Raw genomic sequence first — 18,621 nt, 5'->3', positions numbered from 1 at the left:
CTCGTCGAGACAGACAAAAAAAGGGAGCCCTGGGCTCCCTTTCTATTGGTGGTCGATTTATTTCTCGCTGACCAGGGCCTTGCCGGCCATCACCATGGCGGTGCCATGCTTGCCACCGGCGGCGGTCACTTGCGGGACGCCATCTTCGTCGGTGTCGCTGCCGGCACCCTCGATGACGTTCTCGCCGGAGTCGCCGACCCATTCGGCCATCTGCATGCCGCCGTTGACGGTGCCGCGGAACCAGCTCACGTAGCGCTGGGTCAGCTGTGCCAGCTCAAGCTCGGGTGCCTTCTCGGCCCCTTCGTTGCGCAGGTTCAGCATGGCAGAGCGCAGGGCGCCGGAGATGGCGGCCTGGGTCCAGGGGGTGTATTCACCCTGCTTGCCGGCGAGCCAGGTACCGGCCTTGGCATTGAAGTAGGCCTTGTCGGCGGCGATGAAGAGCTCGCGCGCCGCGGTGCGGTACTTGGCATCCGAGGTGGCCAGGAAGGCGGCGGTCAGGCCGCGGATGGCGGCGAACTGCGCGTCGATGGACTGACCGGCGTCAAGCTTGCCACCCAGGGTCAGACCGTCATGGACCAGGCCGTTCTTGCCCTTGAGGTTGGCGAGGATGAAATCGGCCTGCTTGCGGACCAGTGCGATCGCCTGCTCACCCTGTGGGGTCTTGAGGTTCAGCTCGCCATTGTCACCGGCGGCGTAACCCACCGGCAGCGCATCCTGGGCGCGCTGGAAGATCTGCAGGGCGACCAGGGCGTAGGCGGCGTCGAAGGTGGTGACGTGCCCGGCCTGTTTGCCAGCCTGCCAGCTGTCGACCAGGGTGCCGGCCTTGGGCTCGAAGTGCAGGGCCAGCAGGTTCTTGAAGGTGAGGTTGGAGAGGTTCAGGGCCAGGGAGAAGGCATCGCTGCCCGCCACCGCCTTGCCCAGATCGTTGGTCTGGTTGGCAGCCGGAGCGGCGGCGAACGGGGCACCGTCAAACACGGCGTGGAAGGCCGGGTTCTGATTGGTGTTGGCCGTGCGCTGATCGCTGAAGGCGTAGAACTCGGAGAGGGGCCACAGCAGCATCCAGGCGTCGCGCAACTGGGCGGAGCCGTCCACGACCTCCAGCTTGCCGATGGCACCGGCGTCGTTCTTGCTGGTCTCGGTCACCTTCACCTGATGAGGGAAGTAGACAACCCCCTTGGCCGGATCGTACTGCGGGATGATTTTGGCGCCCAGGGTCTTGCCGTCAAAGCCGAGCTGACCTTGCAGGATGGCGAGCTTGTCGATGGACTGCTCGGTCAGCATCATGCCGTTGAAGCCGTCGGCGGCAGAAACCCCCAGCTTGTGCTTGCCGTCCTGATCCATGGTGGCGGACGCGGCTTCCACCTCTTCATCGGTCTCGGCTACGTGCATGCCGCCCAGGAAATCCTGGGACCACATCACTTCCTTGAGCAGGATGCCGCCCACGGCGGCCGGGACCAGCAGGTTGTCACTGCCGCTCCAGCGCAGGGTGGCGTAGTCGCGGAAGTAGGCGGGGACCTGGGTCTTGACGCTCTTCTCGTTGCCCTTGGCGGTCTTGATGGTGATCTGGTCACCGTTGACCGGGGTGGCGTTCACGGCCTGGGCGAACTCCGGGTTGGCGGAGGCGTAGGGCAGGGAGAGGGGATACATGCCCTGGGGAATTTCATCGGCGGGGAAGCCGACGGCCTCTGCCATGGCCAGTACCCGTTTGCCCAGATCGGCCAGGGTGCCGCCACGGGCCTGGTTTTGCGGCCCGTTTACCAGATGGGGGCCCATGCCGGACTGGTAGTTGAGGGCGTACATCGCCTCTTCGGAGTATTCATAGGATTCGATGCCGGCGGCGAAGTCGAACGGGGTCGGCTCGTCGGCGCGGTTGGCGTCCAGCACATCCAGATCCAGACCGAGGGCCTCGGCCAGCGGCTCGCCGGAGAGCTCGAATTCGGTGTAGGCCAGCATGTTGGCGGCGGTGTTGAACGTCTTGTCCTCCACCTTGACGGCAGCCTGTGCGGCGCTGCTGAGGAGTGCGCAGGCGATCGCCTGCACCAGTACGGTTTTTCTCATGTCCTTCTCACCATATTGTTGATTTTATTATGACGCTTCTCATGAATCTAAATGAGAATGGTGTGCATTATGGGGCAAAGGGCGGGGCTTGAGAAGAAAAAAACCGCGCCCCGGTGGGGTGAAGAGGAGAGGCGCGGCGGCAGGTGTCACATCAGTTTGAAGGGGATGACCAGTCGGCCCGGCTCCACCTTGAGGGCCTCGACCTTCTCCTTGATCCGCGCCTCGTTCTGGCGGCTGCCATCGAGCCGGTAGACGGGGGTCTGGGAGAGGAACAGGGAGAGGGACTGGTTGAAGGTGGGCAAGAGCGGGGAGAGGGCGGTGCCCACGTCCGCCGGCTCGGTCTTGACGGAGAGCAATTCGAGATCGCGCAGATAGATGGCGCCCTGCTCGGCCACATAGTCCGGGCGTGCCCGCAGGGAGAGGCGGATCTTCATCTGCTGGCTGCCAAGGGGGCTTGCCACCTGCAGCTCGCCGGCGGCATCCAGCTCGACCTTGTCGGCCTGGCTGCGGCCGATGCGGCTTTGCATGTCATCGAGTCGGATCTTGCTCGACATGATGCCGGGGATCCCCAGCTGTTTCTCGAAGGCGACTCGCTCCTTGAGGTACTGGTTGATCTCCCCTTCGCTGACGCTGTACTGGGTCAGCGAGCAGGCCGCCAGCAGCAGGGCGAAGGGAAGCAGAAGCAGGTGTTTCAACATGGGAGGGTTCCATTTTCGGGGCTGTCACAAGAGGTGGCGCCATCTTAGAGGCAAAGCGGGTTGGCCGCCAGTGGGGCCTCTATGACCGGTTTCTGTCGCATCCCCCATATGGGGATGGCAATCCGTTTTCATTCGAGTAGCTGTTTCCCTTCACGGCCAGCAGGCCCGTCCTGGCGTCATCCCCGACATACCCACAGACAAGCTCCTGTTTTAACGATGCAAAATCCCATTGACCCCGCGATTTCAAAGCGAGTATTTTACCGCCGCACAAAGTCAAACTGATAATCATTATCATTTTGAATCTTCTTTGAGGGTGTTACGTGAAGACTCGAGTAATGGACAATGGCACACCTGCCGAGGCGAAGATGTCGCCTGATTTCTTGTTTACCTCGTGTCAGGGCACGATCAGTGCCACTGACCTGGGGCAACCCATCACCACCCCCGCCTGCGAGTGGCCCCTGCTGGCACAGCAGATAACCCTGGCCCTCGATGCCGCCAGGGCTGCCGGCCAGACCAACCCTCTGCTGATCGGTGCTTTTGCGTTCGACCCGGCGGAGGCCTCCTGCCTCTATGTGCCCGGCAGCTATAAGCGGTGCGAGAAACTGGCCCCGACAGAGCCGTCATCGGTGACAGCGGCTGAGCAAGCCCCCGAGGCCAACCGGGTCATCTCGGTGCAGAGCACCCCGCCGGCCAGCGAATTCCAGGCCTCGGTCAGCGCGGCGCTGGATGCGTTTGCACAAGGTCGGCTCGCCAAGGTGGTGTTGTCGCGCAAACTCACCCTTACCCTGCACCAGCCCGCTGACCCTAAGCAGGTGATGGCCCGTTTGATGGCCCAGAATCCCCACGCCTTCCACTTCTCCCTGCCGCTCGATCAGGATCGCCGCCTGCTGGGCGCAAGCCCCGAGCTGCTGCTGCGGGTCAGCGGGGGAGAGGTTTTCACCCACCCGCTGGCGGGCTCCGCCAGACGGGCGAGCGAGCCGGCGCAAGACGAGATGGTGGCTCGGGATCTGCTGGCCTCTCGCAAGGATCAGCATGAACACAAGTTGGTGATCGACGAGATCCGCCGGGTGCTGACCCCCCACTGCCGCGAGCTGGCGATCCCCGCTCATCCCTCGCTGATGAGCACGGATACCCTCTGGCATCTGGGCACCCCCATCGCCGGGCGGCTCAATGGCGGCGAGGCATCGGTACTGTCACTTGCCTGCCAGCTGCATCCCACCCCGGCCCTGTGCGGCTATCCCACCGAACTCGCCCGCCAGTTCATCCGCGAGCAGGAGCCCTTCCGGCGAGCCCTGTTCAGCGGCATCGTCGGTTGGTGCGACAGCCAGGGCAACGGTGAGTGGGCCGTGGTGATCCGCTGCGGCGTGCTCGATGGCCATCAGGTGGAGCTGTTTGCTGGCGCCGGTATCGTCGCGGGCTCGGATCCCGCCATGGAGTGGGCCGAGACCGGCACCAAGCTGGGGACCATGTTAAAAGCCCTGGGCCTGGGCTTGGAGGTGGCGCAATGAGCCAATTCAACCGCTTCCTGCCCTATACCCGCTGGCCCGAAGAGTTGGCGGAGCGCTACCGCGCCAAGGGCTATTGGCGCGGCGAGCCGCTCACCGCCATGCTGGCGCGTCAGTGCGAACTGGCCCCCGACGCCGAGGCGATCCTCTGCGGCAAGCGCCGCTTCAGCTATCGCGAGCTGGACACCGCCTCGAGCCGGCTGGCCGCGAATCTGGCCCGCCACGGCCTGGGGGTGGGGGACACCGCGCTGGTGCAGCTCCCCAACGTGGCCGAGTTCTATCTGGTGTTCTTCGCCCTGCTCAAGGCCGGCATCGCGCCGGTCAATGCGCTCTTTAGCCACAACCGGCTGGAGCTCCTCTCTTATGCCGAGCAGATCACACCGCGCCTCTTTATCGGCTCGCTGGCTCATCCGCTGTTTGCGAGCAAGGGTCGCGAGAGCGAGCTGCTGACAACCATCAGCGCCGAGCTGGTGCTGCTGGATGGCGATGGGGGGGAGCTGGGGCTGACTCACTGGTTGACGAAGGGGGATGAGAGTGAGCCAGTGAAATATGGCCCGACCCCGGCGGACGAGGTGGCCTTCTTCCAGCTCTCCGGCGGCAGTACCGGCACTCCCAAGCTCATCCCGCGCACCCATGACGACTATTACTACAGCGTGCGCCGCAGCAATGAGATCTGTGGCCTCGGCTCCCATACCCGTTATCTGTGCGCCCTACCGGCGCCCCACAACTTTCCCTTGAGCTCCCCTGGCGCCCTGGGGGTGTTCGAGGCGGGTGGCGCCGTGGTGCTCGCCTCCGACCCCAGCCCCATCAGCTGCTTCCCGCTGATCGCCCGCCACCGGGTCAACCTCACCTCGCTGGTGCCGCCGGCGGTCTCGCTCTGGCTGCAGGCAGCGGAAGCGGATCCAACAGCGCGCACTCAGCTCGAGAGCCTCGACTTGCTGCAAGTGGGCGGCGCCAAGCTGGGGGAGGCGGTGGCCAGCAAGATTGGGCCGCTGCTCGGCTGCCGGCTGCAGCAGGTGTTCGGCATGGCGGAAGGGCTGGTCAACTACACCCGGCTCTCTGATCCCGACGAGAAGGTCATTCACACCCAGGGCCGCCCCATGAGCCCGGACGACGAGGTGCGCATCCTCGATGAGGCGGGCAATCCGGTTGCCCCCGGCGAGCCTGGCGCCCTGCACACCCGCGGCCCCTATACCTTCCGCGGTTACTACCAGAGCCCGGCCCACAACGCCCGGGTGTTCGATGCCGAGGGTTTCTATTGCTCCGGCGATCTGGTGGTACAGGATGCCGATGGTTACCTCACCGTGGTGGGGCGGCAGAAGGATCAGATCAACCGGGGCGGCGAGAAGATCGCGGCGGAAGAGGTGGAAAACCAGCTGCTGCACCATCCGGCCATTATACATGCGGCCCTGGTCTCCATGCCTGACAGCGCCATGGGGGAGAAGAGCTGCGCCTTCATCGTCAGCACGGATCCCGCCTTGAAGCCGCTGGCCTTGCGCAAGTTTCTGCGCGAGCGCGGGGTGGCGGACTTCAAGCTGCCCGACCGTTTCGAAACTCTGGACGCCCTGCCCATGACGGCGGTGGGCAAGATTGACAAGCAGGGGCTGCGGGCGCGCATTGCGCACGCCATCGCCGCCAACCAGCCTCTACAGCATAAAAACTAGTAAGGAATCATGACGTTATGGCTATCCTAACCCTGAACAATTACGCCATGCCCAGCCAGTGGAAGGCCAACAAGGTCGACTGGTCTCTGGATCCCAAGCGCGCCGCCCTGCTGATCCACGACATGCAGGAGTACTTCACCGCCTTCTATGGCGAAAACAGCCCGCTGATCGCGGCGCTCACCGAGCAGCTGGCCGCCGTGCGCAAGCAGTGCAAGGCCCTCGGCATCCCGGTCTTCTACACCGCCCAGCCCAAGGATCAATCCCCTGAAGATCGCGCCCTGCTCAACGACATGTGGGGCCCGGGTCTCAACAAGCGGCCCGAGCAGCAGCAGGTGGTGGCAGCGCTGCGCCCGGAGCGTGACGACACCGTGCTGGTCAAGTGGCGTTACAGCGCCTTCCAGCGCTCCGAGTTGGAGCAGATGCTCAAAGCGCTGGGGCGGGATCAGCTGATCATCGGCGGCATCTACGGCCATATCGGCTGCATGATGACCGCCTGTGACGCCTTCATGCGCGACATCCAGCCCTTCTTCCTGGCGGACGGGGTGGCGGATTTCTCCCTGGCCGACCACCAGATGGCGCTCGACTACGTGGCGACCCGCTGCGGCAAGGTGATCCGCTGCGAGGAGGTGCTGGCCCTTGCCTCGGCCTCCGCTTCTGCCGCCCAGCCCACCAATCCGTTGCTGACGTATGAGGGGCTCAAGGCGCGGCTGCTGAGTCACATCGACGAGGACGAGGGGGAGTTTGACCCCGACGAGAACCTCATCGACTACGGTCTGGATTCGGTGCGGATCATGGCCCTGCTCACCGAGTGGCGCGCCGCCGGGGTGGAGCTCGGCTTCGTGGATCTCGCCAAGCTGCCGACCCTCAACGGCTGGTGGCGCCTCATCGAGGCCAAGCTGGCAGCCCAGGCCCTGGAGGTGGCCCCATGAACCGTTTCCCCTTGACCATCCCCCAGCAGGGGCTCTGGTCCGGACATCTGCTCAACGATGACAAGGCGATGTTCAACACCGCCGAGTGCATCGCCTTCGACGGCAAGGTCGAGGCGGCCGTGCTGGTCGCAGCCCTTGCCAAGGCGGTGGGGGAGTGCGAGGCGCTCAAGGGCCACTTCGAAGACGATAAGGAGGCGGTCTGCTTCGTCTCGCATGAGCTGCCCCTGGCCTATGAAGAGGTCTCCCTCGAGCGCGATGACGAGACGCTGGCCCGCGCCTGGGCCTGGGCCGATCTGCGCCGCCCGTTCGAGCTGACCCAAGAAGCGCCCTGCCGTTTCGCCCTGCTGCGCGGCCCCGGCCGCGATTATCTCTACAGCTGCGTGCACCACATCGCCCTCGACGGCTTTGGCACCACCTTGCTGTTCCAGCGCATCGCCGAACTGTATGCAGAGGGGCTGGCCGGTGAGATGAACTCCCCATCCCCCTTCGGCTCGTTGGCTGAAGTGCTGGCAGAAGAGGCGAGCCGCGAGCAGAGCGGCAAGAACGCCGCCGCCCGCGCCTTCTGGCAGGAGCAGCTGCAAGGCTGGCCCGAGGTGAAGTCCTTTGGCGAGACCCGCGCACCGATCGCCGCCGAATTTATCCGCGAGAGCCGTCCGCTGCCGGCGGCGCTCTGGCAATCCCTGACCGGCTTTGCCGACGAGCACAAGCTGGGTTGGCCCGATCTGCTGCTGGCCGGTCTCTCGGCCCAGCTGTCGCTGTCGAGCGGCCAGGATAAGACCCTGCTCGGCCTGATGATGATGAACCGCATCGGCTCGGCGTCGCTGACCGTGCCCTGCATGCAGATGAACATTACCCCGCTGGCGCTGACTCTGGGTGAAGAACTGGATCTGGCGGGAGCCGCTGGCGCCGTGGCCAAGGCCAAGCGCGGGGTGCGCAAGCACCAGCACTACCGCTACGAGCTGCTGCGCCGCGACCTTGGCCTGGTGGGGGGTGACAAACGCCTGTTCGGCCCGCTGGTCAACATCATGCCGTTCGATCACGCTCGCCGCTTCGGGCCGCTATCTGCCCATATTCTCAACATCAGCGCCGGGCCGGTGGAGGATCTCACCATCGAGGTGCAGGTCGGCGTCGATGGCCAGCCCAGACTGGATCTGGACGCCAACCCCGGCTGCTACCAGCAGGGGGATCTGGCTGCCATCGCCGATACCCTGTTTGCCCTGCTGGGCCGCTGGCTGGCCGAGCCCACCCAGACTCTGGGGGCGCTCAAGGCCGACTGGCTGGCCGAGCAGCGAGCCAGCGCCCTGATCGCCGGCCCCTCCCATGAAGTGATCAAGGCTCGGCCTGTGCTGGAGGCGCTCTGCCATTTCGCCGCCCAGACCCCGAACAAGATTGCCTTGATTCAGAGCTCGGCGCAGGGAGAGGCCCGCTTCAGCTACGAGGCGCTGCTGGCCAGATCCGAACAGATGGCGGCCGCCCTGCAGGCCGCAGGCGTCGCCCCCGGCGACAAGGTGGGGGTCATGCTGGCCCGCACCCCCCAGGCCATCTTCGCCCAGCTGGCGGTGTTGCTGGCGGGCGCCGTCTACGTGCCGCTCGACCCCGAGCAGCCGCTGGAGCGCCAGGGCCATATTCTGCGGCTGGGGGAGGTCAAGACCCTGATCACCCAGGCCGAGTACCGCCACAAGCTGGCCAGCCTGTTTGAGGGGCGCACGCTCCTGGCGGGGGATCTGGTGAGCGATAACCGCTTGAACCAGCCGGCCGCCGGCCGTGCCGTCGCCTACCTGATGTTCACCTCGGGCTCGACCGGCCTGCCCAAGGGGGTGGCGGTGAGCCACGGCGCGCTGGATCACTTCGCCGCCGCCGCCCGCTGCCGTTATCACCTGGATGAAGACGCGCGGATGTTGCAATTCGCCCCCTTCAACTTCGACGCCAGCATCGAGGAGGTGTTCGCCACCCTGAGCGCCGGCGCCACCCTGGTACTACGCACCGACGCCCTGCTCGAATCCATGCCCGCCTTTGCGGCCGGGGTGGAGCAGATGGGGATCACCCACCTCGACCTGCCCACCGCGTTCTGGAACGAGTGGGTGGTGGCATTGACGGCGGGTCAGGCCCACATTCCTGCCGGGCTTACCACCGTCATCATCGGCGGCGAGGCGGTCTACCCCGAGCAGCTGGCCCAGTGGCAGCGCCAGGGTCGCTCCGATGTGCGCCTGTTCAACACCTACGGTCCCACCGAAACGACCGTGGTGGTGACCACTCAGGAGCTGCAACAGGAAGACCCGAGCCAGGCCCAGTTGCCCATCGGTCTGCCGCTGCCCGGCATGCAGGCGCTCATTCTGGGGGCGGGGGAGCAACCCGCCGAGGAAGGCGAGCTGGTACTGCTCGGCCCGCAGCTGGCCAACGGCTATGTGGGGGGCGTACAAGGCAGCTTCGATACCTTGCGGGTTGGCGCGGAGCTGATGCCCGTCTATCGCACCGGCGATCGGGTGCGCCTGGTGTCCGGCCGGCTGGTCTACCTCGGCCGGCGCGACAACGAATTCAAGATAAGCGGTTATCGCATCCAGCCCGGCGAAGTGGAGGCCCAGCTGCTGGCCCTGCCCGGGGTGGATGAGGCCTGCGTGCAGGGGGTGAGCATCGGCAGCGTGCGCCGGCTGGTGGCCTTCGTGGCGGGGCCGGAGCGCGACAGCCGGGTCATCAAGGCGCAGCTGGCCAGGGTGCTGCCTGCCGCCATGATCCCCACCGACTATCGCCACTATGACCAGCTGCCTCGCACCGGCTCCAACAAGCTGGATCGCAAGGCCTTGCTGGCCGCCTACCAGGCGGGCGGCGAAGCCCTGACCCTGGGCAGCGAGACCGAGAACCGGGTCGGCGCCATCTGGCAGCAGATCCTGGGGCTCGCCACCATGGCGCCCACGGACAACTTCTTCGAACTGGGGGGCCAGTCCCTGCAGACCATCCAGATAGTCAACCTGCTCGGCGCCGAGTTCGGGGTGCAGGTCAAGGTCTCCGACGTGTTCGATCACCCGCGCCTCGACGACTTCTGCCGTTTCCTCGACGGCCTGCTTGCCGAGGACGAAGAGAGCGTGGAGATGGTGTGGTGATGGATAAGGAGCAACAAGCAATGGCCTTTGATTTCAGTGGCAAGCGGGTCTGGGTGACTGGGGCCGGGCGCGGCATCGGCCGCGAGGTGGCAACGCAGTTCGTGGCGGCCGGCGCAATCGTGGTGGGGCTGGATCTGGCGTTTTCCGAAGCCGACTACCCCTATGCCACCCGGCTGCTCGATATCGGCGACTCGAAGGCGGTCAACGCCTGCTGCGCAGCGCTGCTGGCAGACGGCGGGCTCGATGTGCTGGTGAACGGGGCCGGGGTACTGCGTCTCGGCCCCACCGAAACCTTAAGCGATGATGACTGGCACGACTGCATGACGGTCAACGCCAGCGGCGTCTTCTATCTGCTGCGGGCCCTGGTGCCCCACTTCAAGGGGCAGCGGCGCGGCGCCATCGTCACCATCGGCTCCAACGCCGCCCATGTGCCGCGCATGCAGATGGCGGCCTATTGCGCCTCCAAGGCGGCGGTCACCAGCCTGACCCAGACGGTGGGGCTGGAGCTGGCCCCCTTCGGCGTGCGCGCCAACCTGGTGTCGCCGGGCTCGACGGATACCCCCATGCTGCGCGGCATGCTGCCAAGCGAGGAGGCCATGGCCCGCACCATTGCCGGGTTGCCGGAGCAGTTCAAGCTCGGCATCCCCTTGCGCAAGGTCGCCACCCCGGCGGAGATCGCCCATACCGTCCTCTTCCTGGCCTCGGATCTGGCCAGCCACATCACGCTGCAGGATCTGGTCGTCGACGGCGGCGCCACCCTGAGTGCCTGAGGCTTGAGAAACAGATGAACAATATGATTTTGCTGTTGAAACAGCTGGAACGGCAGGGAGTGAAGCTTGGGCTGAACGAGAAAGGCCAGCTTATCTCCCAGTCGAGCAAGGAGGCGGTGACACCGGCCATCGGCGCCACCATCAAGGCCCACAAGGATGAGCTGGTGCGCTGCCTGGCGGCCCGCGCCGCTTTCGAAGAACCTATCGCCACCGAGGGCGCCCGGCAGGGGCCGCTCTCCTCGTCCCAGAGCGGGCTCTGGTTTATCGAGCAGTACGAGGAGGCCTCCCACCTCTACAACATGCCGGTCTATTTTCGCGTCAAGGGAGAGCTGGACACGGCGGCGCTGGAGTTTGCCTTCGACCACCTGTTTGCCCGCCACCCCAGCATGCGTACCCGCTTCATCAAGGACGAGGCGGGCAGGGGGGCGCAGGAGATCCTGCCCCATACGCCCTTCACGTTGCACATTGAGGACGTGAGCGCAGAGCCCACTGCCGAGCGCGAGGCCTATGTGGCCCGCCGCGTGCGGGAAGAGATAGGCCGTCCCTTCTCCCTGACCCGGGGGGATCTGAGCCGGGTGCACCTTATTCGGCTGGGCAGCCGCGAGCACGTGTTGCTGATCACCCAGCACCACATCATCTCCGACGGCTGGTCGGTCAAGAACATGTTCGCGGATCTCAAGCGCGCCTTTCTTGCCCATCAGAACCGCGAGCCCTTGCAGGTGAGCGAACTGCCGCTCACCTACATCGACTATGCCCGCTGGTTCAACTCGGACCGTTTTCTCGACTATCACGCCGAGTTCAAGCCGTTCTGGGTCGACCGGCTCGGTGGCAGCCCCGAGGTGCACGGTCTGCCGCTCGACAAGCCGCGCCCGGCCCATCAGGACAGCGGCGGCGAGCTGGTCTTCTCCACCATCGACAACACGCTGTGGGAGAGCTTCAAGCGCCTCTGCCAACGGCACAGCACCTCCAACTTCATCGGTCTGCACGCCCTGTTTGCATTGCTGATGGTGCGCCAGAGCGGCGAGAAGGAGGTGGTGATCGGCACCCCGCTCGCCTATCGCGAGCGCCACGAGATCGAGTCGCTGGTGGGCTTTTTCGTCAATACGCTGGTGCTGCGCACTCAACTCAGCGGCAAGCCCAGCTTTGTCGACTATCTGCAGCAGTGCCGGGAGGATGATCTGGCGGCCTTCGATCACCAGCTCTACCGCTTCGAGGCGCTGGCCGAGGCCATCGGTGCCGATCGCACCACCGCCATCAACCCCATCTTCCAGATCATGCTGGTCTATCAGGCCAAGGTGGACTTCAACGATCTCATCCCCGGCTGCCAGCTGGTGGAGGAGACCTCGCCTGTGTTGCCGGCCAAGACCGACATCTCGGTGAAGGTGACCGAGCTGATGGACTCCGTCCGGGTGGACTGGCTGTTTGCCACCGCCCTGTTCGAGCGAGAGACCATCCAGGCCTACGCCGATCGCCTGCTTCACCTGATGCGCGCCGTGGTGGCGGCCCCCGAGACCGACATCTGGCAACTGCCGCTGGAGGCGGGCACCGACCAGGCCGCCCTGGCCGCACAGCTTGCCGACCTGCCGCGGGACTACCCGAGCCGCGACACCCTGCTCTGTCATATCGAGCGGCGCGCTGGGAAGTGCCCGGACGCGTTGGCGGTCAGCGACGGTGCGCAATCGTTGACCTATGGCGAGCTGGAAACGCGTGCCAACCGACTGGCCCACTGGCTGCAGGCTCAGGGCGTCACCTCGGGCGCCGCCATCGGCATCCAGGCCAGGCGCGATGTGGCCTTCGTCATCGCCCTGCTCGCCTGCTGGAAGGCGGGGGCGGCCTATGTACCGCTCGACCCTGCCTATCCCGCCGAGCGGCTGGCCCATATCCTTGGCGATGCAGCCATCAGCCTGGTGCTGGGGGGCGTGCCGGACCCGCGGCTTGGCGAGGCGCTGGCGGGCACGACGGCCGAGTATCACGATCTGCACGGGCTGGCGCTGGACAAGATGCCAACCAGCACGCCTGCACTGCCTCGGGACGCCGCCATGCTGGCCCAGATCATCTACACCTCCGGCAGCACCGGCCTGCCCAAGGGGGTCATGGTGGAGCAGGGCAGCCTGGTCAACTTGATGGCGGATCACGGCGAGCGCATCGCCCTTGATCAGAATGGGGCCATGTTCAACTGCATGTCCCTCTCGTTCGATGCGGGCAACATGACCGCCTTGTTGCCGCTCTACTGCGGCGCGGCCCTGCACTTCGGCGAGCCGGGCGAGGGGGTGATCGGTGCCGCGATCGCTCGGGGTGCCAGCCATATGATTTTGCCGACCGCCCTGCTTGCCAACCTTTTGCCACCGGCGGAACTCGGTTCCCTCAAGGCCATCGGTTTTGGCGGCGAGGCGTGCCCGAGCGCCCTGGTGGAGCGTTGGGGGGAGCGGGTGGCCCTGTTCAACATGTACGGCCCGACCGAGTGCACCGTCACCGCGCTCTGCGCGCGGCTCACCCCGGGGGCGCCCATCACCATCGGCCGACCGATCAACAACCTGAAGGCGCTGATCCTGGACGAGGCGGGCAACCACTGTCCGGTGGGGGGGCCCGGCGAGCTCTGCCTGGCAGGGCTGGGGCTGGCCCGCGGCTACCTCAATCTGCCACAGCGTACCCAGGAGGCCTTTATCGAGCTGGCGCTGGCGGAACGTACCCATCGCCTCTATCGCACCGGCGATCGGGCCCTGCTGCGCCGCGATGGCAACATCCAGTATCTGGGCCGGATAGACGAGCAGATCAAGTTGCGCGGCTATCGCATCGAGCCGGGGGAGATAGAGACCCGGCTTGCCGAATTGTGCCCGACCATTCGCCAGATCAAGGTGGTGGTGCAGGAGGGGCGCCTGCTCGCTTACGCCTGTTTGCAGGCCGGGGCGAGCGAGCCCGACGGCGATGCCCTGCTGCAGCGAGCCGGCGAGTGCCTGCCCGAATACATGGTGCCGGCGCGCCTCTGCTGGCTGCCCGAGATGCCGCTCACCCCCAACGGCAAGCTGGACTTGCGCCGCCTGCCCGCCATCGTCTGGCAGCAGAGCAAGGGCGAGCCGCAAAACAAACTGGAGCAGACCGTGCTTGCCATCTGGCAAGGGGTGCTCAAGCAACCGCTCGGGGTGGAGGATGACTTCTTCCGCTTAGGGGGTGACTCCATCCTCAGCATCCAGCTCACCACCCGGTTGCGGGATGCGGGGCTGCACTGCAGCGTGAAGGACGTGTTCGAAGCCAAGACGGTGCGCCGCCTCTGCCGCCAGCTCGGCCAGCAGCAGGCAATCAGCCACAGGAGCGAGCAGGGCAGCCTGACCGGCGAGTTCCCGCTCCATCCCATTCAGCACTGGTTCTTCGAACAGGGCTTTGCCAAGTCCGGTCACTGGAACCAGGGGGTGATCCTGCGCCTGCCGGCCGGGGTGGACGATGAGGCCCTGCGCGGCTGGCTGGATACCCTGCGCCAGCACCACGATGCCCTGCGCCTGGCGGTGACCCCGACCGGCCAGCGCTACCTGGCCGAACTGCCATTGCCGCCGTTGCAGACCCTGGATGCCGCCAATTTCGATGAGGCCGAACTGCAGGCCCGCCTGACCGAGCTGCAGGGAGAGCTCGACCCTGCCAGCGGCCACACCCTGGCCTGGGCCCGCCTGCGCAATCTCTCCCTCGAGGGGGATCGCGAGGGCGAGACGGTGGAGGGGCTCTTCCTTGCCTTCCATCATCTGGTCATCGATGCGGTCTCCTGGCGCATCCTGGCCGAGGATCTGGCCCGGGTGAGCAGGGGTGAGCCACTGCCCGCCAAGGGCAGCAGCTATCGCCAGTGGGGCGAGGGGCTCGCGGCCTACGCCAAACGGGAAGAGGATCAGCTTGGCTTCTGGCTGGCTCAGGGGGAGGGCTGCCAGGGTCAGCTGCTGGAAGCGGCGCGCGCCGCCGATGGCCGCGCCGCCGCCAGCCTGCTGCAACTGAGTCAGGAGACCACGGCCCGTCTCATCGACACCGCCAACCAGGCCTACTTCACCCGGGTACCCGACCTGCTGCTGGCGGCCCTGACCCGTACCCTGAGCGAGCAGGGTTACGGCAGCCGTCACTGCGTGATGCTGGAAGGACACGGCCGTGAGGCCATCGATGCCGAACTGGACGTGAGCCGTACCCTGGGCTGGTTCACCAGCACCTATCCGCTGGCGCTGGAAGATGCCGGGGCATGGGATGCGCTGGTGTGCGCCACCAAGGAGCAGCTGCGCGCCGTGCCGGGGAAGGGGGTGGGCTTCAACGCCTTGCGGCTGCACCACCCCCGTGGCTGGGCACTGCCCGAAGCCCTGGTGGTCTTCAACTACCTGGGGGTCAGCCATCAGGGCAAGGCCGCTCAGCCCTGGCAGCCTTTGCCGATGGCACCGGGGGCACCCACGTCCCCTGACAACCTGCCGCGCGAGCTGGTCAGCCTGCACGGGGGCGTGTTTGATGGCCGCCTCACCCTGCGCCAGGTGGGCGCCCTCAACCAGCAGGCGAGCGACGCCCTGATGGCGCGGCTGGCGGACAACCTGACGGCGCTGGTGGAGCACTGCTGCAACCTGCAGGCTCCACGCCACACCCCGAGCGACTTCCCGGGGCTTGGCCTCTCGCAAGCCGGGCTCGATGGGGTGCTGGCCGGGCGCGAGGTGGAGACCCTGCTGCCGATGACCTCGCTTCAGCAGAGCATGTTCCATCACAGGGTGTTGCTGCCCCGGGATCACGCCTATCACCTGCAGACCGAGTTTGACTATCACCAGCCGCTGGACGTGGCGGTCTACCGTCAGGCCTGGCAGGGGCAGATCGCCCGCTGGCCGGCCCTTCGCAGCGAACTGGTGCTGGCGGACGGGGTGGCGCTGCAGCGCATCCTCAAGCATGCCGAGTTGCCGTTCCACTATGAGGACTTGTCTGACGTGGAAAATGCAGAGGCACGGGTCCAGGCCTACCGCCAGCAGGATCTGGCCCGCCCGATCCCGCTGGAGCAGGCGCCCCTGCTGCGCCTTGCCTGTTTCAAATTGGCCCCCGATCACCACAAGGTGATCTTCAGCGCCCATCACGGCGTGCTGGATGGCTGGAGCGGCCCCGTGTTGCTGGGTTCCTTGCATCACGCCTATCAGGCGCTGATGAACGGCCTGTTGCCGCAGGGCGAGCCGGATACCGCCTGGCTCGAATTTGGCCGCCATATCGCCAGCCAAGCCCGCAGCGCCGACGCCTACTGGCAGGGGCGGGGCGAGCTCTTGGCAACGCCCAACGATCTCGCCTGCCTGTTCGGGGTGACGCTGGACGCGGGCTCAAGCGGGCGCCATACCCAGCAGCGACCGGCGGTGTGCGCCACGTCGTTGCCGGCCGAGGTGGCGACCCTGCTCGCCCATCGTGCCCGCGACCTTGGCGTGACCGCGGGCCTGTTGGCCCAATATGCCTGGCACCGTCTGCTGGCACGCCGCTCTGGCGATGCCATCACCCTGGTGGGCAACGTGACCCCGGGTAGGGATTACCCCATCGAGGGGATCACCGCGAGCGTCGGGCTCTATATCAACAGCCTGCCACTGGCCCTGGCGTGGCGCACCGAGTTGAGCTTGGCCGAGCATATCGCCCTGTTGCAGACCGACCTGATGGCACTCAATGAGCACGGCACCCAGTCGCTGGCGGCACTGACCAAAGGCCGGGCGCGTCTGTTCCAGAGTCTGTTCGTGTTCGAGAACTATCCCATGCCGGCGGCCCCTGTCGCCCCCGAACCTCACCAGCTGGTGCCACGCTTTGGCGCCGTGGTGGAGAAGGTGGAGCTGCCGCTCTCCTTGGTGGTCAGCAGCCGGGGTGAGACGCTCCAGTTGCGCCTCGAGTTCGATGGCGAGCAGATCCCCGAGGCCCGGGCAGAGGCGGTGCTGGCTGACTGGCTGGCCGAGCTCGACTGGCTGGCGCAGGCGGATCTGGGCCAACCGGCCAGAGTGGCGACGGCACAGCCCCCGGTGATGCCGCAGGTGGTCGCCACCAGGGCGGAGCCCAGCCTGGCTCAGCCGCCGGCCGAGGCCCGCGCGCTGGTGGCCCTGTGGGAGCGCCAGTGCGGCGTGCCCGGCATCTGGCAGCAGACCCTGTGTGAACTCGGGGTGGATTCGGTGCAGCAGCTCGCCCTGCTGGCGGCCCTCAACGAGGCGTTCGCGCAGGATCGGGCGCCGCTCACCCTGCAGACCCTCAAGGCCCACCCATCCCCCAGCCGGCTCTATCGGCACTGGCTGGTGCGCCAAACGGAGGCCGCGCTATGACGATGACCATCAAGCATAAGGCTCCGGCCGTGTCACCCATGAGAGGCGCCCCCAAGGGGACGGCCAACCTGGGGGCGCGGCTGGCGGCTTGTCTGGCCGCCAGCCCGCTGGCCCCCGCCATCCATATGGGCGGATCAGATGAGCAGTGGCTCAGCTACGGCGCGCTCAATGCCAGAGTCGGCGAGATTGCCGCCCGATTGCAGGGGCTGGCGGTGGGGGAGCGGGTCGGCCTCTATCTCTCCCGCAGCCCCGATCTGGTGGCCAGCCTGCTGGCCTGCCTGCGGCTTGGCCTCACCTTCGTGCCCCTTGAGCCGGACTTTCCGGTGGAGCGGCTGCAGGGGATCGCCCGTCAGGCGCGCCTGTCGGCGGTGATCTGCGACGGTGACAGACCGGCTCCCGCCTTCGGTTGTCCGCTGCGCACCCTCGATGGGCCGGCAGCGGTAGGGCCCGTCTCCTGGCCTCAGGTGGATGACGCCCTGGCTGCCTACATGATATTCACCTCGGGCTCCACCGGCGAGCCCAAGGGGGTGATCATCAGCCGGCGGGCCCTGCTCTGCTTCCTCGACGGGATCCGCGAGCGGCTCGGGCTCTCACCGAGCTGCCACTGGCTCTTCATCACCACCCCGGCCTTCGACATCTCCCTGCTGGAGATGCTGGGGCCGCTCTGGAGCGGTGGCCGGCTCACGGTGGCCGGCGGCGAGTACAACAAGGATTCGCTGGGGATGCAGGCCTTGGTCGAGGCCGACCCCTCCATCAACTGGCTGCAGGCCACCCCGGCCTGCTGGCGCATGCTGCTCAAAGCGGGCTGGCAGGGGCGCAATACCCTCACCGCCCTGTGCGGCGGCGAGGCGCTGGACTCAGGGTTGGCCGAGCAGCTCTGTGCCCGCACCCGGCGGCTGTGGAACTGCTACGGGCCGACCGAGGCCACCGTCTGGTCGCTGGTGAGCGAGGTGCGCTGGCCACCGGTCGATGGTCAGATCACCATCAGCCACAGCCTGCCCGGCTATCGGCACTGGGTGCTGGACGAGGCGGGGCAGCCGGTGGCAGAGGGGGAGTGCGGCGAGCTCTGCATCGAGAGCCCGGCCCTGTGCGAGGGGTACTGGCGCAAGCCGGCCTTGACCAGCGCCGCCTTCCTGCGCCTTGCCACCCATCGCCTCTATCGCACCGGTGATCGGGTGCGCCTCCTTGGGGCGGACCGCTTCCTCTATCTGGGACGGCGCGACGATCAGGTCAAGCTGCGGGGTTTTCGCATCGAGCTCGGCGAGGTGGAGGCGGGACTGCGCCGCCAGGCCGGAGTGCAGGAGGCGGCGGTGCGTCTGGTGGGTGAGGAGGACGAGGCCATGCTGGTGGGCTACGTGGAGGCGAAAAGCGGGGTGACGCTCAATCGCCTCGCCCTGCGCAAGGGGCTGCAGGCGACGCTGCCTCACTACATGGTGCCGGCGCGGCTTATCCTGCTGGATGCCCTGCCCAAGACCGGTAGCGGCAAGCTCGACAGAAAGGCGTTGCCATTGCCGGAGTAGACGGCCTTGCCGAGCCATGGATAAAAAGAGGTTCATCGCGGCTTTCCGGGGAAGGCCGCCTTGATTTTCAGAAAAAAGTATTCTGAGTCCCTAAATCCATATGC

Annotated in this window: 9 protein-coding genes; 7 read left to right on the top strand and 2 right to left on the bottom strand. The window is 66.4% G+C overall.

The window, feature by feature from the left end; genetic code table 11:
• Positions 1–57 precede the first annotated feature (57 nt).
• A complete protein-coding gene (locus tag PG887_RS14925; protein ID WP_270822105.1) occupies positions 58–2,058 on the bottom strand; it encodes a hypothetical protein in 2,001 nt (666 codons plus the stop codon).
• A gap of 146 nt (positions 2,059–2,204) precedes the next feature.
• Positions 2,205–2,756 carry a lipoprotein gene (locus tag PG887_RS14920; RefSeq protein WP_039038906.1) on the bottom strand — a complete coding sequence of 184 codons (552 nt, stop codon included), beginning with the start codon at positions 2,754–2,756 and terminating at the stop codon, positions 2,205–2,207.
• Positions 2,757–3,076: 320 nt separating this feature from the next.
• On the opposite strand from PG887_RS14920, the gene PG887_RS14915 reads away from it, so the two are divergent.
• The 7 genes from PG887_RS14915 to amoH are packed head-to-tail and all read left to right on the top strand — an operon-like array spanning position 3,077 to position 18,517.
• On the top strand, positions 3,077–4,264 hold the full coding sequence (locus PG887_RS14915; RefSeq protein WP_270822103.1) for an isochorismate synthase: 1,188 nt from the start codon (positions 3,077–3,079) through the stop codon (positions 4,262–4,264).
• A complete protein-coding gene (gene amoE / locus PG887_RS14910) occupies positions 4,261–5,925 on the top strand; it encodes an amonabactin biosynthesis (2,3-dihydroxybenzoyl)adenylate synthase AmoE (protein WP_270822101.1) in 1,665 nt (554 codons plus the stop codon). Before PG887_RS14915 ends, amoE begins: the two co-directional genes overlap by 4 nt.
• 17 nt (positions 5,926–5,942) lie before the next feature.
• Positions 5,943–6,854 carry an amonabactin biosynthesis bifunctional protein AmoB gene (gene amoB, locus PG887_RS14905; protein WP_270822100.1) on the top strand — a complete coding sequence of 304 codons (912 nt, stop codon included), beginning with the start codon at positions 5,943–5,945 and terminating at the stop codon, positions 6,852–6,854.
• A complete protein-coding gene (gene amoF, locus PG887_RS14900) occupies positions 6,851–9,952 on the top strand; it encodes an amonabactin biosynthesis non-ribosomal peptide synthetase AmoF (RefSeq protein WP_270822096.1) in 3,102 nt (1,033 codons plus the stop codon). Before amoB ends, amoF begins: the two co-directional genes overlap by 4 nt.
• Positions 9,953–9,972: 20 nt before the next feature.
• Positions 9,973–10,722, top strand: a complete 750-nt coding sequence (gene amoA, locus PG887_RS14895) for an amonabactin biosynthesis protein AmoA (RefSeq protein ID WP_104455800.1) — start codon at positions 9,973–9,975, stop codon at positions 10,720–10,722.
• A 14-nt stretch (positions 10,723–10,736) separates the two neighbouring features.
• Positions 10,737–16,997: an amonabactin biosynthesis non-ribosomal peptide synthetase AmoG gene (gene amoG, locus PG887_RS14890; protein ID WP_270822094.1), complete on the top strand. Its 6,261-nt coding sequence runs from the start codon at positions 10,737–10,739 to the stop codon at positions 16,995–16,997.
• Positions 16,994–18,517 carry an amonabactin biosynthesis glycine adenylation protein AmoH gene (gene amoH, locus PG887_RS14885; protein WP_270822093.1) on the top strand — a complete coding sequence of 508 codons (1,524 nt, stop codon included), beginning with the start codon at positions 16,994–16,996 and terminating at the stop codon, positions 18,515–18,517. The genes amoG and amoH overlap by 4 nt, the downstream gene beginning before the upstream one ends.
• Positions 18,518–18,621: the final 104 nt, after the last annotated feature.

The sequence above is a fragment of the Aeromonas sp. QDB14 genome (assembly GCF_027707845.1).
Taxonomy (GTDB): domain Bacteria; phylum Pseudomonadota; class Gammaproteobacteria; order Enterobacterales; family Aeromonadaceae; genus Aeromonas; species Aeromonas caviae.
The sequence above is the reverse complement of the archived record's forward strand: the minus strand, read 5'-3'. Positions and strand labels throughout refer to the sequence as shown.